At 69.0% G+C, this 21,365-nt stretch carries 18 protein-coding genes; 8 read left to right on the top strand and 10 right to left on the bottom strand.

Annotated features, from left to right (window positions below):
- Nucleotides 1-5 precede the first annotated feature (5 nt).
- Nucleotides 6-842 carry an SDR family NAD(P)-dependent oxidoreductase gene (locus ASF34_RS12515; protein ID WP_056161422.1) on the bottom strand — a complete coding sequence of 279 codons (837 nt, stop codon included), beginning with the start codon at nucleotides 840-842 and terminating at the stop codon, nucleotides 6-8.
- A gap of 144 nt (nucleotides 843-986) precedes the next feature.
- On the opposite strand from ASF34_RS12515, the gene ASF34_RS12510 reads away from it, so the two are divergent.
- Nucleotides 987-2,504: a L,D-transpeptidase family protein gene (locus tag ASF34_RS12510; protein ID WP_056161420.1), complete on the top strand. Its 1,518-nt coding sequence runs from the start codon at nucleotides 987-989 to the stop codon at nucleotides 2,502-2,504.
- A gap of 5 nt (nucleotides 2,505-2,509) precedes the next feature.
- On the opposite strand, the gene ASF34_RS12505 is transcribed toward ASF34_RS12510, so the two are convergent.
- The 3 genes from ASF34_RS12505 to ASF34_RS12495 all read right to left on the bottom strand — a co-directional run bounded on the left by ASF34_RS12505 (nucleotide 2,510) and on the right by ASF34_RS12495 (nucleotide 4,640).
- Nucleotides 2,510-2,884, bottom strand: a complete 375-nt coding sequence (locus ASF34_RS12505; RefSeq protein ID WP_018045357.1) for a VOC family protein — start codon at nucleotides 2,882-2,884, stop codon at nucleotides 2,510-2,512.
- A gap of 208 nt (nucleotides 2,885-3,092) precedes the next feature.
- Nucleotides 3,093-3,455 (bottom strand): hypothetical protein, encoded by a 363-nt coding sequence (locus tag ASF34_RS12500; RefSeq protein WP_018045358.1) that lies wholly within the window; start codon nucleotides 3,453-3,455, stop codon nucleotides 3,093-3,095.
- Nucleotides 3,456-3,602: 147 nt separating this feature from the next.
- Nucleotides 3,603-4,640 (bottom strand): alpha/beta hydrolase, encoded by a 1,038-nt coding sequence (locus ASF34_RS12495; RefSeq protein ID WP_026176202.1) that lies wholly within the window; start codon nucleotides 4,638-4,640, stop codon nucleotides 3,603-3,605.
- A gap of 234 nt (nucleotides 4,641-4,874) precedes the next feature.
- Here ASF34_RS12495 and meaB point away from each other — a divergent pair, with 234 nt between their 5' ends.
- From meaB to ASF34_RS12480, 3 genes are all read left to right on the top strand, one after another.
- The gene (gene meaB, locus ASF34_RS12490; RefSeq protein ID WP_018045360.1) at nucleotides 4,875-5,879 is read left to right on the top strand and encodes a methylmalonyl Co-A mutase-associated GTPase MeaB; all 1,005 of its coding nucleotides are present in this window, start codon (nucleotides 4,875-4,877) and stop codon (nucleotides 5,877-5,879) included.
- Nucleotides 5,876-6,508 (top strand): pyroglutamyl-peptidase I family protein, encoded by a 633-nt coding sequence (locus ASF34_RS12485; protein WP_056161418.1) that lies wholly within the window; start codon nucleotides 5,876-5,878, stop codon nucleotides 6,506-6,508. Before meaB ends, ASF34_RS12485 begins: the two co-directional genes overlap by 4 nt.
- 127 nt (nucleotides 6,509-6,635) lie before the next feature.
- Nucleotides 6,636-6,980, top strand: coding sequence for a CsbD family protein (locus tag ASF34_RS12480; protein ID WP_018045362.1), 345 nt, complete (start codon nucleotides 6,636-6,638; stop codon nucleotides 6,978-6,980).
- Nucleotides 6,981-7,049: 69 nt separating this feature from the next.
- Here ASF34_RS12480 and ASF34_RS12475 read toward each other — a convergent pair whose 3' ends face one another.
- Genes ASF34_RS12475 through ASF34_RS12465 form a run of 3 tightly spaced genes read right to left on the bottom strand, consistent with a single transcriptional unit; the run spans nucleotide 7,050 to nucleotide 9,759 of the window.
- Complete coding sequence (locus ASF34_RS12475) at nucleotides 7,050-7,835, bottom strand: 3-hydroxybutyrate dehydrogenase (RefSeq protein ID WP_056139878.1); 786 nt, start codon at nucleotides 7,833-7,835, stop codon at nucleotides 7,050-7,052.
- 26 nt (nucleotides 7,836-7,861) lie between these two features.
- Entirely contained in the window at nucleotides 7,862-8,605 is a 744-nt protein-coding gene (locus ASF34_RS12470) for an acetoacetate decarboxylase (protein WP_056139874.1), read from the bottom strand.
- Nucleotides 8,606-8,640: 35 nt separating this feature from the next.
- Nucleotides 8,641-9,759 carry a patatin-like phospholipase family protein gene (locus ASF34_RS12465; RefSeq protein ID WP_056161416.1) on the bottom strand — a complete coding sequence of 373 codons (1,119 nt, stop codon included), beginning with the start codon at nucleotides 9,757-9,759 and terminating at the stop codon, nucleotides 8,641-8,643.
- A gap of 280 nt (nucleotides 9,760-10,039) precedes the next feature.
- Here ASF34_RS12465 and ASF34_RS12460 point away from each other — a divergent pair, with 280 nt between their 5' ends.
- Both ASF34_RS12460 and ASF34_RS12455 read left to right on the top strand, forming a co-directional pair.
- Nucleotides 10,040-11,002 carry an acetyl-CoA carboxylase carboxyltransferase subunit alpha gene (locus ASF34_RS12460; RefSeq protein ID WP_056161414.1) on the top strand — a complete coding sequence of 321 codons (963 nt, stop codon included), beginning with the start codon at nucleotides 10,040-10,042 and terminating at the stop codon, nucleotides 11,000-11,002.
- Between the two features lie 392 nt (nucleotides 11,003-11,394).
- On the top strand, nucleotides 11,395-12,936 hold the full coding sequence (locus ASF34_RS12455) for a L,D-transpeptidase family protein (RefSeq protein WP_443136540.1): 1,542 nt from the start codon (nucleotides 11,395-11,397) through the stop codon (nucleotides 12,934-12,936).
- Nucleotides 12,937-13,224: 288 nt separating this feature from the next.
- Here ASF34_RS12455 and ASF34_RS12450 read toward each other — a convergent pair whose 3' ends face one another.
- From ASF34_RS12450 to ASF34_RS12440, 3 genes are all read right to left on the bottom strand, one after another.
- Nucleotides 13,225-13,470, bottom strand: a complete 246-nt coding sequence (locus ASF34_RS12450) for a hypothetical protein (protein ID WP_018045368.1) — start codon at nucleotides 13,468-13,470, stop codon at nucleotides 13,225-13,227.
- Nucleotides 13,471-13,601: 131 nt separating this feature from the next.
- Nucleotides 13,602-14,318, bottom strand: coding sequence for a PhoH family protein (locus ASF34_RS12445; protein ID WP_026176203.1), 717 nt, complete (start codon nucleotides 14,316-14,318; stop codon nucleotides 13,602-13,604).
- A gap of 437 nt (nucleotides 14,319-14,755) precedes the next feature.
- Nucleotides 14,756-17,161, bottom strand: a complete 2,406-nt coding sequence (locus ASF34_RS12440; RefSeq protein WP_056161410.1) for an ATP-dependent helicase — start codon at nucleotides 17,159-17,161, stop codon at nucleotides 14,756-14,758.
- 142 nt (nucleotides 17,162-17,303) lie between these two features.
- On the opposite strand from ASF34_RS12440, the gene ASF34_RS12435 reads away from it, so the two are divergent.
- Both ASF34_RS12435 and ASF34_RS12430 read left to right on the top strand, forming a co-directional pair.
- Nucleotides 17,304-17,555, top strand: a complete 252-nt coding sequence (locus ASF34_RS12435; RefSeq protein ID WP_056161408.1) for a hypothetical protein — start codon at nucleotides 17,304-17,306, stop codon at nucleotides 17,553-17,555.
- Nucleotides 17,556-17,685: 130 nt separating this feature from the next.
- Nucleotides 17,686-21,342 carry an AsmA family protein gene (locus ASF34_RS12430; RefSeq protein WP_156465714.1) on the top strand — a complete coding sequence of 1,219 codons (3,657 nt, stop codon included), beginning with the start codon at nucleotides 17,686-17,688 and terminating at the stop codon, nucleotides 21,340-21,342.
- The last annotated feature ends 23 nt before the right edge of the window (nucleotides 21,343-21,365 follow it).

The raw sequence follows: 21,365 nt of genomic DNA, 5'->3' as shown, positions 1-21,365 counted from the left end.
GCCCTTCATCGGGAAGCGAGAAAGTCCTTGAACGCCTCGGCAAAGTCCGGATGCCAGCGTGAGAGCGCGGGCCGGTTCTCGATCACGTCCCCCGCCGCCCAGGCGATGCGGCGCTCGTCCTGCTCGCGAGTGGTCTCGTTGTCGGGGCAGAGGATGTAGAAGTCGCCCCGGCCCATCGCCTCGATCATGAGTTCCACCGTCTCCTCCGGTGTCCAGGCGCCCTCGGGTTTCTCGGCCACGCCGCGCGCCTTCGTCAGGCCGGTAAAGACGAAGCCGGGGATCAGCAGGTGGGCGCTGACCGGCGCGCCCTCCCGCCCGCGCAAGTCATGCGCGAGGGCCTCCGCGACCACCTTCACCCCGGCTTTCGAGACGTTGTAGGGCGTGTTGCCCGGCGGCGTGGTGATCCCCTGTTTCGAGCCGGTGACGATGACCGCGCCGGGCTCGCCCGCTTCGATCATCCCCGGAACGAAGGCCTGGATACCGTTGACGACGCCCCAGAGGTTGGTGTCGAGGATGCGCCGCCAGGTCGCGTCGTCGGAGAACAGGCGACCGCCGGCCTCGATCCCGGCATTGAGCATGACGAGGGCGGGCGCATCGCCCGCCGCCTGGCGCAGAGCCTCCATGTCCTCGCGGCGGCCGACATCGGTGGGACGGGCCAGCACGTCGGCGCCGGTCGCCGCGATCTCCGCGCGCGCCGTCTCCAGCGCCTCGCCGGGCAGGTCGGCGAGGAGGACCCTCATGCCGGAGGCGGCGAACCGCCTGGCGGCGGCGAGCCCGATGCCGCTCGCGGCTCCCGTCACGACGGCCGTGCCGCCTTTCCGGATCGCGGGATGATGGATCATGGCACGGCCTCCTTGGCGGTTCGGGTTGGCCGGGAGGTAGGGCGGGGTGTCCCGTTTTGTCAGGGCCGCCCGGCAGGGAGGCGGAGGAACTTGGTAACCATCCCGCCCGCATGATCCGGCTCTGTCTGCTCACGAGGGCTGCCTGTGTCGTCGCGTTGCGTCGTGTTCCCGTCGATCCTGAGTGCCGGCCTGTCGCCGCTGGCGCTGATGCTGTGCCTGACCGGCGCTGGGGCCGAACCGGCTCCGGCTCTTCCGGAGGCGCCGCCGGCTGCCGCCAAGCCTGCTCCCAAGGCCGAGGCCGGCCCGAGACCCGACACCGCCCCGAAGCCCGACCAGGCGGCGCCGGCGAATGCGGCCCCGCTGGCGCAAGGCGCGGAGCCGGCACCGGCGGCGCCGAAGAAATCCCGCGAACTGCCCCCCCTCGTGGTGGCGCGGGTCTCGGACGACCCCGTCCCGACCCTGGCGCCCTCGACCTTCCTCGACACGTTCCGCATGGCCGAGCGCTATCAGGCCATCGTCGATGCCGGCGGCTGGGGGACCCTGCCCGCCGACCTGACGATCAAGCCGGGTGCCCGCGACCCGAACATTCCAGCACTTCGCCAGCACCTCGTGCTCACCGGCGACCTGCCGGCCGGCGTGCCGAGCTCCGACGTGCTCGACCCCATCCTCGTCTCGGCGGTGAAGGCGTTCCAGGCGCGCCACGGACTGCCCGAGACCGGCATGGTCGGCCGCCAGACGGTGACCGCCCTCAACGTGCCGGCGGCGACCCGCCAGCGCCAGCTCTCGGCCTCGGCCGCGCGGCAGATCGGCTCCAACTTCCCCTATGGCGACCGGTACGTGGTGGTGAACATCCCGTCGGCCGCCGTGGAGGCCGTGGAGAACGGCGTCGTGGTGCGCCGCTACGTGGCCGTGGTCGGCAAGCCCGACAAGGCGACGCCGCGGATCGAGGCGCGCATCACCGACGTGAACCTCAACCCGACTTGGACCCTGCCGGTCTCCATCATCAAGAAGGAGATCATCCCCAAGATGCGGAAAGACCCGGGCTATCTCGCCCGCGAGCGGATCCGCATCCTCGGCCCCGGCGGCGTCGAGGTCGATCCGACGACCATCGACTGGGCCGGCGAGAAGGCCGCGAACTACACGCTGCGCCAGGATTCCGGCCTCGACAACTCGCTGGGGCAGGTCCGCATCGACATGCCGAACAAGCAAGCCGTGTACATGCACGACACGCCGTCGAAATCGCTGTTCGCCCGCGAGGTGCGCTTCCACTCGCATGGCTGTGTGCGGGTGGCCCAGGTGAAGGAGCTGGCGGGCTGGCTTCTGGAGGGCACTCCCGGCCCGAGCGGCCCCGGCTCGACCTGGGGACCGATGGAAATCGAGGCCAATATCGCCACCAACGAGCGGCTCGATATCAAGCTGCCGAAACAGATCCCGGTCACCTTCGTCTATCTCACCGGCTACGCCACCCCGGACGGCCGCGCGCATTTCCGCGACGACATCTACGGCATCGATTCGCCGGCGGTGCCGATGCGGGACGCGGTCATGACGGGCTCCATCACACCGAAGAAGGCGGCGCCCGCCGCTCCGGCGAAGGCTCCGGGCAACGCCCCGGTGCCGCCAGGCCTGATCCCGCAGAAGGCGGCGCGACCGGCCGCGAACTGACCGGATCAACCGCGCTGCAACAGCTCGATCCGGACTCCGTCCGGTCCGTCGAGAAACGCGGTGCGAAGCCCGGGGCGGACGTCGGTGATGTCGATGACGAAAGCGACACCGCGGCGCTTCAGATCGGCGACCGTACTCTCTAGGTCGTCGACGGCCAGGCCGATATGCTCGATGCCCCGGTTCGGCGGCTTGGCGGCGGGGCCGGCCTCGGGCGCGTGCTCGATGAAGAGGGTGAGCCCCGACAGGTCGAGGACGACGCGCGTCACGGACGGCGCACCCTCGCGGGCGATCTCGCGGGCGCCGAAGGTCTCCGCGTAGAAACCGGCGGCCGCCACGGCGTCCTGGCTGCGAAGATGAAGGTGTTCGAAGCGGAAAGTCATGCGGTCCTCGCTCTGTGCCGAGACTCGTGGCAGGCATCGCGCCCATGCCGTGTTCTCAAGACCTTGCCCTATCCCGGCGGATGCCCCAGAGGCTCAGGAATAGCTCGCAGGAGCCGCCGTCAACGGCTGGCAGAGGGGATCGCGATACAAGGCCCCGCCCGTGTCCGGGCGAGGCGGTCGGTGGCAGATGGTCCTGAGGGATCAGGCCTTACGAATCGAGGCCGGCATCCTCGTCGATATCTACGAGGAACACGATGTCGGCGTCGTCCTCGCCGTCTTCATCCTCGTCCTCGTCGGGCTCTTCGGCGCTCTTGGCGTGGCGCATGTCGGGCTCGAACGGGGCGTCCTCCTCCGAATCGTCCTCGGCGAGGGCATCCTCGAAGATCTCGATCTCGTCCTCGGTGGCGGGGCGGATCTTGAGCTCGGAGGTGCCGTTCCACAGCACCTTGCCGTCGCTCTTCATCGCCTGGATGTCTTCCTTGAAGCCGTCGCAGGTGAACAGGTCGCGAGCGGTTTCCTCGGTCCCGTTGATGACCGCGATGGCCACGCCATCGATATCGAGTGTGAACATCGCACAATCCTCATTCTGGGCGCGCCGGGAGGCGGCCGCGTCGGCGTGGGAATCGTCAGCCCGACAGCCGCCCGTGTAGGGGCGAACGGGGCCGAGGCCAAGACCTCAAGCCACGTCCTCCAGCTGAGTCTTCTTGCGGTGCAACGTTCAGGCGCCGCCCGCCGCCCGGCCGATGGCGCGCTTGACCACGCCCTGGACCTCAGGATTCGACAGGAACAGGTCGTGGTTGATCAGGCCGCCGCCGTAATCCGAGGCATCCGCCACGCGGACCCCGAGGGCCTCGAGGCGCTCGCGGTCGGCTGCGCCCGCACGCACGACGCCGCCCGCGATGGCACCGGAGAGTTCCAGCGCCCGGTCCTTGGTGGACGAGATCACGGTGATCTTCGACACGTCCGGCCCCATCCGCTCCACCGCCCCGGTGAACAGGTCGATGTCGATGTCGGGCGCGGCGAGGACGATGGCGCCGATGCGTGCCATCGCCGCCTCGCCGGCCTCGGCGCGCAGCATGCGGATGGTCTCCAGGGTCAGCAGCGTCCCCATGGAATGGGCGACGATGTTGATGCGCCCGCCGGAGGGCGAGCCCGCCAGCGCCTTGAGGAGATCCTCGAACGCATCGCGCGACCATAGGGCGCTCTCGCGGTCGTAGCCGTAATCGAAGGTGGCGGCGGCGGACGGCCAGGTGAACAGGGCCGAGGCGCCACGGAAACGGATGCCGTCCGACAGGCGCGCCGCACTCACCGCCGCGGAAGCGAAGCTCTCGCGGTAGCCGTGGACGTAGATCAGCACGTCTCGCCCGAAGGCGGCCTGGGTGAAGGCCGCCGCCGCGCCAGGTCCGGTCTCGACCTGCGGCACCGCCGTCACCGCCCAGTCCCCGCTGACCACGGAGGAGACCTTGCCGATGAGCGAGCGATCGGGGGCCGAGAGACGGACTTCGGCAAAGCTCAGACCGCGCCCGCGCTCGGAGCTGAAATACGGGCTCTTGGGCGGGCTGCCCACGGGCTTGCGGGTGGTCGCCACCAGCAGGATCGGGCTGACGTCGAGGTTCGATTGCCGCTCGGGGCCGGTGCCCCCGGTGACGAGCCCGTCGGTGACGCAGCCGGCGAGGCCCGGCGTGAGGCCGGCGACGCCCAGAAGGGCGGCGCCGCGGATGAGCGAGCGGCGGGTCTGCGATGGTGCTCCCGGCATGCGGTTTCGGATCATGGCGTGTCGACGGCCCCGTGATGGCCCGGCGCTCGGTCCCGGCTCTCTCGTCCTACCCTGTCGGCGACGATCGTGACCATGGCAGGGCGCGGGCGTGGCGGGGGGCGATGTGAATTGCGGGCAGAGCCCGGTCCGTGGCCCGGTTGCTACAGGTACTCCCGTGCCAGGGACCCCGGTGCGACGACACGCGCCCCCTCGACGAAACCGGGCCGGCCCGGCATGAAGGGGTTCATGGCTCTTCCTCCTTCCCTCGATCTCGATTCCCTGCGCGAGCGGCTGCTCGCGGGCGACCGTGCGGCTCTGGCGCGGGCGATCACCCTGGCCGAATCGAAACGGGCCGATCACCGGGCGGCGGCGCGCGACCTCATCGATGCGGTGCTGCCGCAGACCGGCACCGCGATCCGCGTCGGCATCACCGGGGTGCCGGGTGTCGGCAAATCCACCACCATCGACAATCTCGGCGCCAACCTCACCGCCGCCGGGCACAAGGTTGCGGTGCTGGCGGTGGACCCCTCTTCCAGCCGCACCGGCGGGTCGATCCTCGGCGACAAGACCCGGATGGCGCAGCTGGCGCTCGATCCCAACGCCTTCATCCGCCCCTCCCCCTCCTCGGGAACGCTGGGGGGCGTGGCTGCCAAGACCCGCGAGACCATGCTCCTCTGCGAGGCGGCGGGGTTCGACGTCATCCTGGTGGAGACGGTGGGCGTCGGCCAGTCGGAGACGGCGGTGGCCGACCTCACCGACTTCTTCCTGGTGCTGATGCTGCCCGGCGCCGGCGACGAGTTGCAAGGCATCAAGAAAGGCATCCTCGAACTCGCCGACATGATCGCGGTGAACAAGGCCGACGACGGCGAGGGCGAGCGACGGGCCAATGCGGCGGCCGGTGAATACCGGGCCGCGCTCCACATCCTCAGCGCACCGAGTTCGAGCTGGACGCCCCCCGTCGTCACGATCTCCGGGCTCAACAACAAGCGCCTCGACGCGCTATGGGACAAGGTGGTCGACCACCGCAACAAGCTCACCGCCACCGGCGAGATCGCGAAGAAGCGCCGGGCGCAGGACGTGAAGTGGATGTGGGCCCTCGTCCACGAGCGCCTGCACCAGCGCCTCGTCGGCTCGCCCGAGGTGCGCAAGCAGACGGCGGAGGCGGAAGCCGGAGTGGCGCGGGGCGAATCCTCCCCGGCCGCCGGCGCGGAGGCCATCGCGACCCTGATCGGGCTGTGACGCGGAGGCATCTCCTCGTCACCGGCTTCGGCCCCTTCCCCGGCATGCCGCGCAACCCGAGCGAGACGCTCGCCCGGCAGGTCGGGCATCTCGGCCGGCATGGCATCGCGGGGGTCCCGGTGCGCACGCTGATCCTGCGCACCGCCTATGCGGCTCTTTCCGAGTCGTTGAAGCCGGCCCTCGCCGAGAGCCCGGCCGCCGTGCTGATGATCGGCGTCGCCGGCCGCGCCAAACGGGTTCGCGTCGAGGCTCGCGCCCTCAACCGGGCAAGCCGGCTGTTTCCCGACGCATCGGGGCGGATTCCGACCACCCTGCGGTTTGACCGTCAGGGACCGGCGCAGCGCGAAGCCCCCATCGCGGCCCGCACCTTGGTCTGCCTGAAACGGCACGGGATTTCGGCGATCCCGTCCCGGAATGCCGGCCGCTACCTTTGCAATGCCAGCTACTTCCAAGCGCTGGCCGAGCCCTGCCCGGTCATTTTCCTCCACATCCCACCCGTCCGGGCGGCATGGCGGCGATCCGCGTCGCCCGCGCGAAAACGGCGCGATCCCCTGGCGGTCCTTCCCAGGGCGGTGGCCGAGGTGGGGCGTCTGCTGCTCATCGAAGCCCGGGAGCGACACGCACCGTAAACCGCTCGCTCAAGAAAGTTGTCGTGCGATGGTGCGCTTGGCCGGTTCGCACGTTCTGTGACCATCGGATGCGGGCGCCGCCTTGGAAGCGCCGATGACGCGTTGTCGATTCTGAAGGAGCAGACCAATGGTTGATACGGATCGGGTCGTCGGAGCGGCCAAGGACCTCGGCGGCCGCGCACAGAGCGCCATCGGCGATGCCGTAGGATCGTCGCGCAATTCGGCGGAAGGCCGCTACCGCGAGGCGGAAGGCCGCGCCCAGGAGGTCTACGGCCAGGCCAAGGACACCCTGCGCGATGTCGCCGGCAACGTTTCGGATTACGCCGGCGAGGCCTACGATCGCGGCGGATCCTATGTCCGCGACGGCGCCCGCGCCGTGGAGAGCCGCGTCGAGGAAAACCCCCTCATCGCCCTGGTGATCGCGGGAGCCGTCGGCTACGGCCTCGCCCTGCTGCTGCACGGCCGCCGCTGAGCCTTCACGGCCCATCGCCTGTCGATCGCCCTGCCTCGCCCTCCGGCGAGGCAGGGCTTTCTGTGTCGGCTACTGCGCGGTCCAGCCGCCATCCATGGGGATGTTGGCGCCGGTGATCTGGCTGGCGCCGTCGCCGCACAGGAAGACGGCGAGGGCCGCCACCTGCTCCACCGTCACGAACTGCTTGGTGGGCTGGGCCGCCAGCAGCACGTCGTTCATGACCTGCTCCTTGGTCAGGCCCCGCGCCTTCATCGTGTCGGGGATCTGCGCCTCGACCAGAGGCGTCCAGACGTAGCCCGGCGAGATACAGTTCACGGTGATGCCGTGGGTGGCGAGTTCGAGGGCGGCGGTCTTGGTGAGGCCCGCGATGCCGTGCTTGGCCGAGACGTAGGCCGACTTGAACGGCGAGGCGACCAGCGAATGGGCCGAGGCGGTGTTGATGATCCGGCCCCATTTGCGCGCCTTCATGCCGGGGATGGCGTAGCGCATCGTGTAGAAGGCCGAGGACAGGTTGAGGGCGATGATCTGCTCCCACTTCTCCGGCGGGAAATCCTCGATCGGCGAGACGAACTGGACGCCGGCATTGTTCACGAGCACGTCGACGGAGCCGAACGTCTCTTCGCCAAGGCGGATCAATCCCTCGATCTCGCCGGGCTTGGTCAGGTCGGCCGGGGAATAGGCCGCCTTCACGCCGAAATCGGCCTCGATCCCGGCGCGCTCCTTCTCGATGTCCTCGGGCTTGCCGAAGCCGTTGATGACGACGTTGGCGCCTTCCTTGGCGAAGGCGCGGGCATAGGCGAGGCCGATGCCGCTGGTGGACCCCGTGACGACGGCGGTTTTGGATGTCAGGATCATGGAAGCCTCTCGGGTCAACTGAGCGATCAGGCGAGATAGTCGTGCAGCACCTGCCCGTAGGGCAAGGTGAAGTCGACGATCATGTGCCGACCCCCGACGATGCGCTTCACCGGCAGGTCGGCGACCCGGCAGTTCACGTGCGGGATCAGGTCGAGACGGGCCTCGCCGTCCCAGGCGCCGTGGACGGTGATGTCCTCCAGGCGATAGCCCACGAGCTGGGCCACTTTCGGCGCGCCGGTGACGTCGGGGAGGAGCTTGAGGTTGACGTTGAGGCGGCCGAGACCGGCCTTCACCGTATCGAGCTCCTTCTCCAGGCTCTTGTGCTTGTAGGTCATGGTGCCCATCGCCACCCGCTCCTCGTCGTAATGGAGCGTGCCGGTGAGGGTGTCCTTCGTGACCTTGAGGCGGGGCACGCCCCATTTCTTCGGGAAGCCCCAGATCTCGCGGCCGGCGGTGATCGGCGGCTCGTCGTCGAGATACATCTGGATCGAGAAGTTGCAGGCCTCGCCGTTATAGGTGGCGATGGCGCCCGAGCCGCTCTCCTCGTAATCGCCGAAGCCGGAGGAATCCGGCATCTTCATCCACTCGTAATAGACGAGGTTCTCCGGGTGCGGCTCCAGGGGCTCCGGCAGCGCCCGGCGCAGGGCCTCCGCATCGGTCTCGTAGGTGATGATGAGGTATTCGCGCCTGAGAAAGCGATACGGCCCGCGCGGATAGCTCGGGCTGAAGGCGGGCATCGAGGGGACGTGCAGGATCTCGTCGCGGGTCATGGCGTGGGGCTCCCGTGTAGAAAATCAGGGCAGGGTCAGTCGCGGGCGTCCCGCGTCAGGTCGAACACGGCGACGCCGGTTTCGTCGTGCACCCGGTCGCACCAGGCGGGGGAGCGCAGAGAGCGGCGCATGTCGCCGGCACCCGCCGCCCAATGTTCGAGCATGGTGGCGCGGGAGAACTCGTAATCCTTCGAGTTCCCCTCATAGGCCTTCCGCCGGTAGATCAGCTGCATCACCGTGGTGAAGTTGGCGTGGGTGACCTGGCGCAGGTAGTTGACGTCCTCGTCGCTCATCAGCTCGGGAGGCAGCTTTTCGGCCAGCCGCCGGAACGCGGCCTTCGCCCGGCGGGCTTCGAGGTTCTTGTCGGTGTTGAGCCGGGTGCGGCTCGAGAAGCGGATGTCCTTCTCGCGCTCCGCCGATTCGATCAGCGTGCGCGGCATCGGCCCGCGCGCCGCGAACAGGTCGACCTGATAGACCACGAGGTCGCGGGTGCGCTCCTCGTCGAGGATGTACTGCAACGGCGTGTTCGAGACGATGCCGCCGTCCCAATACTGCTCGCCGTCGATGGTCACCGGCGGAAAGCCCGGCGGCAGCGCGCCAGAGGCCATGATGTGCTCGGCCGTGATCCGGTCGCAGCGGTTGTCGAAATAGACGAAGTTGCCGGTGCGCACGTTCACGGCGCCGATGCTGAGCCGGGTCCGGCCCTCGTTGATGAGGTCGAAATCCACGAGCCGCTCCAGCGTCGCCTTCAGCGGAGCGGTGTCGTAGTAGCTCAGCGCTTCCGGCGCGCCGGGTGGGTAGAAGGTGGCCGGAGGAAAGCGCGGCTTGAAGAAACCGGGCACGCCCACGGTGGCGATCCAATTGGCGCTGGCCTCGTTGAAGGCCGCCCGCGCCTGCTCACCGGGGAACCAGGGCGAGCCCATTACCCCGGAGGAGACCTGCTCCCAGAACGCCCTCAGCCGCTCCACGCGGCGCTCGGGCGGGTTGCCGGCGATCAGGGCCGCGTTGATGGCGCCGATGGAGATGCCTGCCACCCAATCGGGCGCGATGGCCTCCGCGGCCAGGGTCTCGTAGATGCCGGCCTGATAGGAGCCGAGGGCTCCGCCTCCCTGAAGCACGAGGACATGGGACTCGCCGCTGGAAAACTCTGTCACGGGCGCGGACCTCTCACGGACGTCCCTCGACGCCGTTCACCGGTGAAGCAAGGTGGACGTCGAACGATGACGGCACCATGACCCAAGGCCGAACCGATGACCATCTTCCCGCAGTGCGAAGACGGTTCGGGAGGGCGGGATGGTTGACAGGCGGTGTTCCTTCGCCAACACCGCCGGGCCAACCGCGGCTTTTCCCGCCCGCCCCGAACGCCTCCCGCCGCCGTCATGCCCGGCACGGCCCGACGGCGCGCCGACGGCGACGAATAAGGATCTCTGACCGATGTCGGTGACGCGCTCCTATCTCGATTTCGAGAAGCCGGTGGCCGAGCTCGAATCCAAGCTGGAGGAGCTTAGGACCCTGGCCTCCCGCGACGGCGCAGTCTCCATCAGCGAGGAGGTCGGCCGCCTGGAAGCCAAGGCGGCGTCCGCCCTCTCCGATATCTACGCCACCCTGACGCCCTGGCAGAAGACGCAGGTGGCGCGCCATCCGCAGCGCCCGCACTTCATCGACTACTGCGCCGGCCTGATCACCGAGTTCACGCCCCTGGCCGGTGACCGCCATTACGGAGAGGACCAGGCCATCGTCGCCGGCTTCGGCCGCTTCGAGGGCCGCGCCGTCTGCGTGCTCGGCCAGGAGAAAGGCTCCACCACCGAGAGCCGCCTGCGCCACAATTTCGGAATGGCCAAGCCAGAAGGCTACCGCAAGGCGGTGCGGCTGATGGAGATGGCCGACCGGTTCGGCCTTCCCGTCCTCGCCTTCGTCGATACGGCCGGTGCCTTTCCCGGCATCGAAGCGGAAGAGCGCGGCCAGGCCGAGGCCATTGCCCGCTCCACCGAAACCTGCCTCGGACTCGGCGTGCCCAACGTCGCCGTGGTCATCGGCGAAGGCGGTTCGGGCGGCGCCATCGCGCTCGCCACCGCCAACCGCGTCCTCATGCTGGAGCACGCGATCTACGGCGTGATCTCGCCGGAGGGTGCGGCCTCGATCCTCTGGCGCGATCAGGGCCGGGCGGCGGATGCGGCCACCGCCATGAAGATCACGGCCCAGGATCTCCTGCGTCTCGGGATCATCGACGGCATCATCCCGGAGGCCACCGGCGGCGCTCATCGCGGCCGCGACGCGGCGATCACCAACACGGGCAAGGCCGTGGCCAAGGCGCTAGCCGAATTCGACGGCCTGAGCCCCGACGAGATTCGCGACCGCCGGGCGGGGAAGTTCCTCGATATCGGCCGCAAACTGTAGACTGGCCCCTATGCGTCGTTTTGGCGCACAAGCCTCAAGGAACCGAGAAGGGTTTTGTTAAACCCCGCCTCTTCTGCCCATTTGGAGCTCGCCGCTTCAGGCGGCATGTCTCCACGCGCTCCGCGCTGCGACCGGAAATACCAGCGGAATCAAGTCGATTGCCGTCCAGCCGGCGTCCCCGAACATCGAGGCCGACCGACCGATTGCGGCAAGGTGTTGCCCACACTGAGGAAGCCACCGAAATCCACATCTCGCCACGCCGGCCATTTGCGTCTTCTTGCGGTAACAACCGGGTAAGTTTAACGACGCTATTGGGTTGGGGAGTGGCGTTCGACGGGCGAGATCCCGCGAGCGCATGTATGAGGACGGGGTTCCCCATGGCTTTGCGCCCGCTGGCTCTACGCTTGGCTACGGCTGCCGGTGTCGTTGCGCTCGCTCTCTCCCTCACCGCCTGCCAGGATGGCTCGATGGGCGGCGGCGTGCCGTTGCGCGCCCTCACGCCCGTCCCGGCCAAGACCCTGGCGCTGATGGCCCAGAAGGGCATGTCCGCCAACGACCCCATCCTGATCCGCGCCTACAAGAAGGAAGCGGAGATGGAGGTGTGGAAGCGCGGCACGAACGGCCAGTACGCGCTCCTCAAGACCTTCCCGATCTGCCGCTGGTCGGGCCAGCTCGGCCCCAAGACCAAGCAGGGCGACCGGCAGGCCCCCGAGGGATTCTACACGGTGACGCCGGGGCAGATGAACCCGAACTCGTCCTATTACCTCTCCTTCGATACCGGCTACCCAAACAATTACGACCGGGCCAACGGCCGGACGGGCAATTACATCATGGTGCACGGCACGTGCTCGTCCTCGGGCTGTTTCGCCATGACCGACGAGTCCATGGGTGAGCTCTACGCCCTGGCACGCGATTCCTTCGCCGGCGGGCAGCGCGCGTTCCAGTTCCAGTCCTATCCGTTCCGGATGACGGCGCAGAACTTCGCCAAGTATCGCAACGACCCGAACGCGCCGTTCTGGAAGAACCTGAAGGAAGGCTCGGATTATTTCGAGGCCCTGCGCGAGGAGCCGCGCGTGAACGTCTGCGGCACGCGCTACGTCTTCGGCGGCCAGGACGTGGCCGCCGGCTCGTGTTCGCCGAAGGTGGACACGCTCGTCGCCGAGAAGCGGGCGAAGGACAACCACGACATCGCCGAACTCGTCGCCAAGGGCACGCCGGCGACCAGGGTCGTCTATGACGACGGCGGCCAGAACCCGGTCTTCCGTCCCCAGGCTCCCGCCTCGACCTTGGCCTTCGCCAACCTGACGAAGAAGGACGAGCCGGAGGCGCCCTACGACCCCAAGGAATACGCCCGCCACCATCTCGGCGAAGTGAGCCGGCCCGAGAGCCTGGCTGCCGGCGAGCGCGAGGTCGAGGTGGATGCCAAGGGACGTCCGGTGATGCTGGCCGCCGCCGAGGCTCCGATCCCGACCAAGGCCGCCGCGGCGGCCCTCAAGGCGGGTTCCGACAAGACCAAGCCCGGCAGCGTCGTCGCCAAGACGAACGCGGCACCCGAACCGCTGAAGCCCGCGACGCCAGCGCGCATCATGGTGGCCGATGCAGATGTGGATTCGCCCTCTTACACGAAGGTTCTGGGCAGTCTCCTCACCGGCAAGGCCTCGCCGACCCCTGCAGCCGACGCCGCCACGATCCCGGCCGCCGCCGCTGCCCCGGAAACGATCCAGCCGGCGCCGAAATCCGGCAAGGCCACCCATACCGCCCATGCGATCACGGTGCCGACGGTGACCGGCGCCGTCGGGCAGAAGGCCAAGGTGGCGGCCGAGCCCGCCAAGGCCGGAAAGCCGCCTGCGGCCAAGGCCGTTCCCGCCAAGGAAGCCACGGCCAAGGACGGTTTGGTGAAGGATGGTACCGCGAAGGCGACGCCGAAGCTCTGAGGCTCGCTTTGGCGAAATAGACGCGTCGCAACTTTATCGGCGGGATCCCGGATCGGGTTCCGCTAGCGCCCCACTCCCCGGGGAACGGAGCCGGGATCGAACTCTCCCGCCGTCCTCACGCCAACGCCCCCTCCCCGGAGGCCCGCAGGGCCAGCGAAGGGTCTTGCGAGACCCAGCGGGGGACGGGCCGCGAGCGGCGAGATCGTCCGATTCGGTGAATCAGGAAATTCGATGGGCCAAGAAAAAGGGCCCCTCAGGGCCCTTTCGTCGTTCGGATCGCTGCTGCGATCACATGCGGTGCATGCGACGGTGATGCATCATCCGGTGACGCATGTGGTTGCGGTGCATGCGCATGTGGTGACGACGGTGCATGCGGCGATGCATCCGGTGCTCCCCACGGTGCATGCGCACGGGGGTGACGGTCTCGGAGGACGTCACGCCCATCGGGGCGCCGGGAGCGGCCGAAGCGCTTGTCGCGAGGGCGCCAGCGCCGAGGCTTCCGACCATGGCAAGCGCGAAGATCAATTTTTTCATCGGGCGTTTCCGTTCTCTTTCACCCGAGCGCGGCGCTCGGATTAATCTCCCCCGCTCGCGCCGGAGAGATGATTGCCGCACGCCGAGACGTGCGGCGGGTCCGGTTCGACCCGCCGCTGATAACACTCAAGTCAGAGTTTCGTTTCCTCGAAAGCCCGAACCCATTCGGCGCAGATGCCCGAACGGACGATGTCGTCGAGGGTGAATTCGACGATGGGAACCTGCATCATGCGGCTTTTCACGAGGTGGATCACGGTCCTGAGGCCCGACGTCTCGCGCAGGTCGGTCTGGGACACGTCGCCGTTGATGATGACCTGGCAATCGTCGCCGATGCGGGTCAGGAACATCTTGATCTCGGCGGTGGTGGTGTTCTGCGCCTCATCCAGGATCACGAGGCAGTTCTTGAAGGTGCGTCCGCGCATCACCTCGAAAGGGACCACCTCGATGTCGCCGGTCTTCATGGCGATCTCGTAGGCGGCGTCGCCCATGCGCTCCTTCATGGTCTCGGTCAGCGGCGTGACCCAGGGCGCGATCTTTTCCTCCAAGCTGCCGGGAAAGAAGCCCAGCGAGCGGCCCGATGGCACGTTGGGACGGGTGATGATGACCTTGGCGATGCGGCGCTGGCGGAGCTGATCCGCGGCGCGGGTTCCGGCGATGTAGGTCTTGCCGGTGCCGGCCGGTCCGAGGACGATGACCTGCTTGCTGACGGCGAGGGCATCCAGGTACTCGGCCTGTCGGACGGTGAGAGGCTGGATAGGGCCTAAGTTACGCTCGTCGTCGAACCGGGTGCGGTGCAGCCGCACCGGGCGGTCTTCTACCAGCTCAAGTCGTGTGCGCCGTCTTTTCATCGATCAACACTCCAACTGGACTTGCCAACTAGGGTTCAACTGATCTTCGAACTGCCTACGCGCCCTGCCCTCGATAATATTTGTTACACTATCTCTGACAATCGTTAACGAAAGAATTCGACGGCAGGTCTTTTAGTTCCAGATGTCGACCCACGACCTGTGGACGACTTGGCCTATGAGTGACGGGCTCCCGGTGCGGCAAGCCACGAATCACCCACGCACACACCATGCCGCTCCGGTGGCGACAGGGGCATGACGGCACGAAATCCTGGACGTGTGTCGGAGTTTCGCTTCGGAAACGCGCAGATGAGGGAGAGTTTCAGTTTTCGACAGGTGAGATGGTGGAACGACGAAGCATCCATCTCGACCACGGCCCTTCACGAGGGGCGAAACCGGCCGGGTCCGCACGACGTGTCGCATGCGGCCGGCGGGGTGCTTCACCCTGGCTGGATGAAGCTGTCGAGAACCATCTTGCGGCCGGCCTTATCGAAGTCAACCGTCAGCTTGTTGCCGTCGACGGCCGCCACATTGCCGGGGCCGAACTTGGTGTGGAAGACTCGCATACCATCCGAAAACGCGGACGGCGCACCCGTCGACTTCGCCACGAGCTCGCCTTCGATCTGGCGCGGTCCGCCGTTGCTCCGGCCGGGCGAGGACGATCTTCCGAAACCTTGCCCACCCCCGCCTCCGAACCCTTGGTTTCCCGCGGTGTTGGCCTGCGCCCGCTGCCAGCCCGGCGTCCCGTAGGACGAGCCGAACGGCGCCGGGTTCCGGTCGAAGCGCGAGGCACCGGCGGAGAAATGCGCGGGGGCGTCGACCACGTCGACGGCGTCGGCGGGCAACTCGTCGATGAAGCGGCTCGGCACCGTGGAGGACCACAGGCCGTGGATGCGCCGGTTGACGGCAAAGGACAGCTTGGCGCGCTTGCGCGCGCGGGTCAGGCCCACATGGGCGAGGCGGCGCTCCTCCTCGAGCCCGGCCCGGCCGCTCTCGTCGAGCGCCCTCTGGTTCGGGAACAGGCCGTCCTCCCAGCCGGGCAGGAACACCGTGTCGAATTCGAGCCCCTTGGCGGCATGCAGCGTCATCAGCGAGACCCGGTCCGCCCCCTCCTGCTCGCTCGCCTCCATCACCAGGGAGACGTGTTCGAGGAAGGCCGCCATGTCGGGGAATTCCTCCATGGAGCGCACGAACTCCTTGAGGTTTTCGAGACGCCCAGCGGCATCGGCGGATTTGTCCTTCTGCCACATCTCGGTGTAGCCGGATTCCTCCAGAACGGTCTGGGCCACCTCGGAATGGGGCTGGGTGCCGACCATCCGCGCCCACCGCGAAAAACTCTCCACCAGGGCGCGGACGCCGGAGCGGGCGCGGGGCTTCAGCTCGTCGGTCTCGATCAGGCTGCGCGCCGCCTGGAGCAGCGGCACGCGCTGCGAGCGGGAATAACCGTGCAGGATCTGCAGGGTGGCATCGCCCAGGCCGCGCTTCGGTGTGTTGAAGATTCGCTCGAAGGCGAGGTCGTCGGCCGGGTTCATGGTGACGCGCAGATAGGCCAGGGCATCGCGGATCTCGGCGCGCTCGTAGAAGCGCGGGCCGCCGATGACGCGATACGGCAGGCCGAGCTGGACGAACCGGTCCTCGATCTCGCGCATCTGGGCCGAGATGCGCACCAGCACGGCGATCTCGGAGAGCGGATGCTGCCTGGCCTGCAGGCTCTCGATGGATTCGCCGAGCTGGCGCGCCTCTTCCTCCGAATCCCAGGCGCCCGATACCGTCACCTTCTCGCCGGCCACGTCCTCGGTGCGCAGGGTCTTGCCGAGGCGGCCCTCGTTCCTGGCGATGAGCCCCGAGGCGGCGGCGAGGATGTGGCCGGTGGAGCGGTAGTTGCGCTCCAGCCTGACCACCACGGCGCCGGGGAAATCGTGCTCGAAGCGCAGGATGTTGTCGACTTCCGCCCCGCGCCAGCCATAGATCGACTGGTCGTCGTCGCCGACGCAGGCGACGTTGCGGTGGCCCTGCGCCAGAAGTCGCAGCCAGAGATACTGGGCGACGTTGGTGTCCTGGTACTCGTCCACAAGGATGTAGCGGAAGCGCTGCTGGTAATTGGCCAGCACGTCCGGGTTCTCGCGCCACAGCTTCAGGCAGAGCAGCAGGAGATCGCCGAAATCGGCGGCGTTCAGGGTCAGGAGCCGGGCCTGATAGGCGGTGTAGAGGGAGCCGCCCTTGCCGAACGCAAAGGCGCTCGCTTCGCCGGGGGGTACCTGCTCGGGCAGGAGCCCGCGGTTCTTCCACCCGTCGATGGCCGAGGACAGGGCGCGGGCGGGCCAGCGCTTCTCGTCGATGTTCTGGTCGACGATGACCTGCTTCATCAGGCGAAGCTGGTCGTCCATCCCCAGGATCGTGAAGTCGGATTTCAGCCCCACCATCTCGGCGTGCCGGCGCAGGATCTTGGTGCCGATGGAATGGAACGTGCCGAGCCAGGGCATCCCCTCGCCGGCCGGGCCGATGAGGGAACCGATGCGGTGCTTCATCTCGCGGGCGGCCTTGTTGGTGAAGGTCACCGACAGGATGTCGAAAGGCCGCGCCTTACCGGTCGAGACCAGATGGGCGATTCGCGTGGTGAGCACCCGCGTCTTGCCGGTACCCGCGCCCGCGAGGACGAGGACCGGCCCTTCCGTCGTCTCGACGGCGCGGCGCTGCTCGGGGTTCAGCCCTTCGAGATAGGGCGAGCCCTGCGGCCTGAGGGAGGCCATGGCGCGGGCGGCGATGGAGCTCTGCGCGGCCTCGGCCGCCACGCCGGAGGCCGGCGCCGGCACGGACGCCGCCGCTGCGTCGGGATGCTGTTTCATGCTGCCTCCCTGGACCAAAACGCGAACGGCGTCGAGGGTCGGGACAACGGGGCCGCCCCGCCCTCGGCCGGAATACGGAACTCCGGCTTCATGTCGGGCGTCGTCTCACCATATCCCGGCCGTCATCACAGAAGGCTCCACCATGCGCACGAGTTCCTTGTCCGTCCTCTCCCTCGCGGCCCTGGCAGGCGGCCTCGCCTTGTCTCCGGCCATGGCCCAGTCCCCCGGCACGCGGTCGCTGAACGAGACCAACGACCGTCTTTCCAGACAGAGTGAGATTCGCGGCGTCCGGCACCAGCAGCAGTTCGAGAACAACCAGATCCGCATGCAGATGCAGCGCAACGAGATCACCCGTCCGGCGCCGATCGGCCCCGGCATCGCCCCGCGCCGCTGATCGGACCGGTCGAGCGTGAAGACCGGCACCTGTTGACCGCGGGGTTCGCCCCTGGCGCGCATCAGGGATCGGTGTGCTATGCCGCATGGGGTGGGGGCACGAACCGGGCATGACGTCCGGTTGAGACCACGTGACCGCCCCATGGCAGGCTCCGAGACCGGGCCGGATCGAGGCGGAAACCAAGACGGTGCGAGACATCCTGACCGCGCTGGCGGGCGCCGTCATCCTGATCCTCGTCGCGGCCCTCGCGGTCCCGCCCTTCGTGGCCTGGGAAAGCTACCGCACGCTGGTGGACCGGGCGATCGGACGATCCCTCGGCCTCGAGGCACGGACCGAAGGACGGATCGGCATCAGGCTTCTGCCCTCGCCGCGATTAAGCGTCGATCGGCTCCGTATAGGCGGACAGGCCGACAAGCCGGCCCTCGACCTCCAGTCCGTCGGGGCCGAGATCGGCCTCACGCCGCTGCTGACGGGAGACATCCGCTTCACCGAGACGCGGATCGGCCGGGCCGAGATCAAGCTTCCGATCCGCGACGACGACGCGATCCGCCTGCCCGCTGACCTCTACCGGACCCTCGCCGACCAAGACTTGGCCATCGAGGACCTGACGATCGGGCAGGTCGTGCTGACGACCCTCGTGCCGCAGAGCGGCCGCACCGATCAGGTCCGGGCCGAGACGGTGCATCTCTCCGCGCCCCGGCTGCTCGGACCCTGGCGGATCGAGGGGATGAGCGGCGCGGTCGCCTTCCGGGTCGCCACCGGCGAGCCCGCGGAGGACGGCAGCGTCGCGGTGAAGATTTCGGGCGGCGGCGACACCCATCCGCGTTTCGAGGCCGATGCCCGCATCCGCCTCGACCCGATGGCGGGCGAGCCGGAGGCGACCGGGGACGCCCCGCGGGCGATGATCCCGAAGGCGGAAGGCACGGCACGGGTCGTGGTGGGGCCGCCGGTCCAGGTCGCGGGCGCCTACCTGCCGTTCTCGCTGGGCGGGACGTTCAAGGCCCGCGGCCCCATCGTGCGCTTCTCCGACGTGAAGGCCGAGATCGATCCCGGCGGTCAGGCCATGCGCCTCGCCGGCACCGGGCGGATCGACCTGCGGGCCTGGAGGGCGGCACTGACCCTGGAGACGCGCCGCCTGGACCTCGACGCCTTCCTGATCTCCACGGGAGGACAGGCCCTCCTGGCGCGCGGGATGCCGCGCGCGAATTCCGAGTTGCCGATGATGGTCGATCTCGATCTCGGCATCGAGAGCGTCGCCCTCGGTCTCGACGATTGGACGAAGCTTCAACTCTCCGGCACGTTCGACCGGACGGGGGGGCTCGCCCTCCGGCGCTTCTCGGTGACGGCACCGGGCGAGGCCGCCCTCACCGCCTCCGGTGAGCTCGATACGCAGCCTGCCCTCCGGTTCACGGGCAACGTTTCCCTTGACGCCGCCGCGTCGGACGGGTTCGGACGGTACCTGCGCAAGTTCGGCCTCGGCGGCCCGGCCGTCGCGGTGATGGACGGGCGCCCGATCCAGGCATCCGCGGACCTCTCGACGGCGAGCCCGTCGCTGTCGCTGCGCAACCTGCGGCTCTCCCTCGGCGAGGCGCGGATCACCGGCAACGCCCGCTACACCCAGGCGGAGGCGGGCGGGCGCGGCCGCTTCGACGCGCAGCTCTCGGCGCAGGGCGTCGACATCGCGGCCCTGCCCTCCTTCGGCAGTGCCCTGTCCGGCCTCCACGACCACGATATCGGTCTGACGATCCAGGCGCGGGACGTGCGCTACGGGCCGGCCGGGGCGCGTTCGGGCAATGGGACCATCGCCGCGAGCATCCAATCGGACGGGGCGAGCCTCAATGTCGGCAGCCTCGACGTCACGGATGTGGCCGGCGCCAACGCCAAGCTCTCCGGCCGCATCGCCCCTGACGGGTCCGGCCGCATCGCCGGCCGGATGTGGGCGCCGGTGGCCGCCCCCCTCATCGCCCTCCTCGACAGGACCTGGATCGCCGAGGCCCGGATGATCCCCGGCTTCCTCCGGGCCGGTGCCCTCGACCTCGCCGTGACCCTGGAGCGCGAGGCCGGGGACGCCGACACCCTGCGCACCAGCGCCGACGGGACCGCGGCGGGCGGCAGCCTTGACCTCGACCTGCTGTCGCGGGGCGGCCGCATCGACAGCCTCTCCCTTGGATTGACCACCCCGCTCGCCGGGCGCTGGTTCGAACGCGAGGACATGGTGGCCCTGCGCAAGCCCGCCGCCCTGCGCATCACCGGGACACGCGGACAGGCCGGAGCCGATGGCGCGGTCCCGCCCCTCGGCCTCGACATCTCAGGCACCATCGCCGACCTCACCCTCTCGACGGTGAAGCCGGTCGTGCCCGGTCCGGGGCAGGCCCCGCCGGAGGCCGGCGAGATCCAGGTCAAGACACCCGACATCGCGCCCTTCCTCCTCCTCGCCGGCAGCACCTCCGCCCTGCCCTCGCCGCTACCGGCGGACTTGCTGGTGGGGTTGTCGCGGGCGGGGTGGGATGCCCATGCGGATGTGGCCGGGCGGATCGCCGGGGCCACGATCCTCGCCAACGTCAACCGGTCGCCGGCGGGCGACATCTTCGGCAGCGTGGCGCTGGGGCGGCTGTCGTTGCCCTGGCTCGCCGCGGCCCTGGTGATTCCCCCGGAGGGTAAGAAGCAAGAGGCCGGGGACGGCGCCCGGTTCGGGGCCCCGACCGCGGACCGGCCGCCCATCGACCTCGACGTGCGGGTGGACGCGCTCGAACTCGGCCGACGCTTCACCGCAGAGGGCGCGGCCTTCGGTGCCCGTCTCGACAACGGCGTCCTCTCGATCCGCGACCTCAGCGGCCGCCTCGCCGGAGGCCGTCTCATGGGGACCGTCACGCTGTCCCGGCAGGGCGGAGCGGCGGCGCTCACCGGGGAAGGGAGCCTGAGCGACGCTTCCATCGCCGATCTCGTCGGTCCGGGGCCGATCTCCGGCCGCGCCAGCGCGACCCTGCGGTTCGGTGCCTCGGGCCAGAGCGTCGTGAACATGGCGAACAATCTCGGCGGCAGCGGCGATATCGCCCTGACCGATCTCGTGCTGCCCGGCGGCGATCCGGGCGGGATCGAGCGCGCCCTGGTGAAAGCCCTCGCAGAGGACGATCCGCTTCGGGACGGACGGCTCCAGTCCCTCGTCGCCGAGGAACTCGCGGCCGCGCCGATGGCGGTGAAGGGGACCGTGAAGGCGCCCGCGACCCTCTCCGGCGGGTCGCTCCGCGCGGCCCCCCTCGCCTTCGATCTCGGTGGACCGCGCTGGGCCGGCACCCTCGCCATCGACCTGAATACCGGACGGTTCGATGCGCGCGGGACATTGACGGGAGGCGGATCGCCGAAGGGCTGGACGGGCGGGGTTCCGGCGGTGCAGCTCGCCTATTCCGGCCCGCTCAGCAAACCCGAGCGCAGCGTCGATGCCGGCCCGCTGACCAACGGCCTCGCCGCCGTGGTCCTCCAGCGCGAGCTCGACAAGATCGAGCTGTTCGAGGCGGATCAGATCGAGCGCCAGCGGCGTCGCGCACGGATCGAGATGGACAGGGCCCGCGCCGCGGCCATCAAGGCGGCGGCCGACAAGGCCGCGGCGGAGAAAGCCGCGGCCGAGAAAGCGGCAGCGGAGAAGGCGGCCGCCGAGGAAGCCGCTCGTCAGGCGCGCATCCGCGCCCTGGCACCGAGCCTGGAGGATGCCGCGCGCCGTGCCGCCGACGGGCTGCCGGTGCTGGAGGTTCCAGGCCGGGCCGTCGATCCGACCGCGCCGCAGCCCTGATGACGACCGGCTTCGAGGCGTCA

The sequence above is a fragment of the Methylobacterium sp. Leaf106 genome, from assembly GCF_001422895.1.
Taxonomy (GTDB): Bacteria; Pseudomonadota; Alphaproteobacteria; order Rhizobiales; family Beijerinckiaceae; genus Methylobacterium; species Methylobacterium bullatum.
The sequence above is the reverse complement of the archived record's forward strand: the minus strand, read 5'-3'. Positions and strand labels throughout refer to the sequence as shown.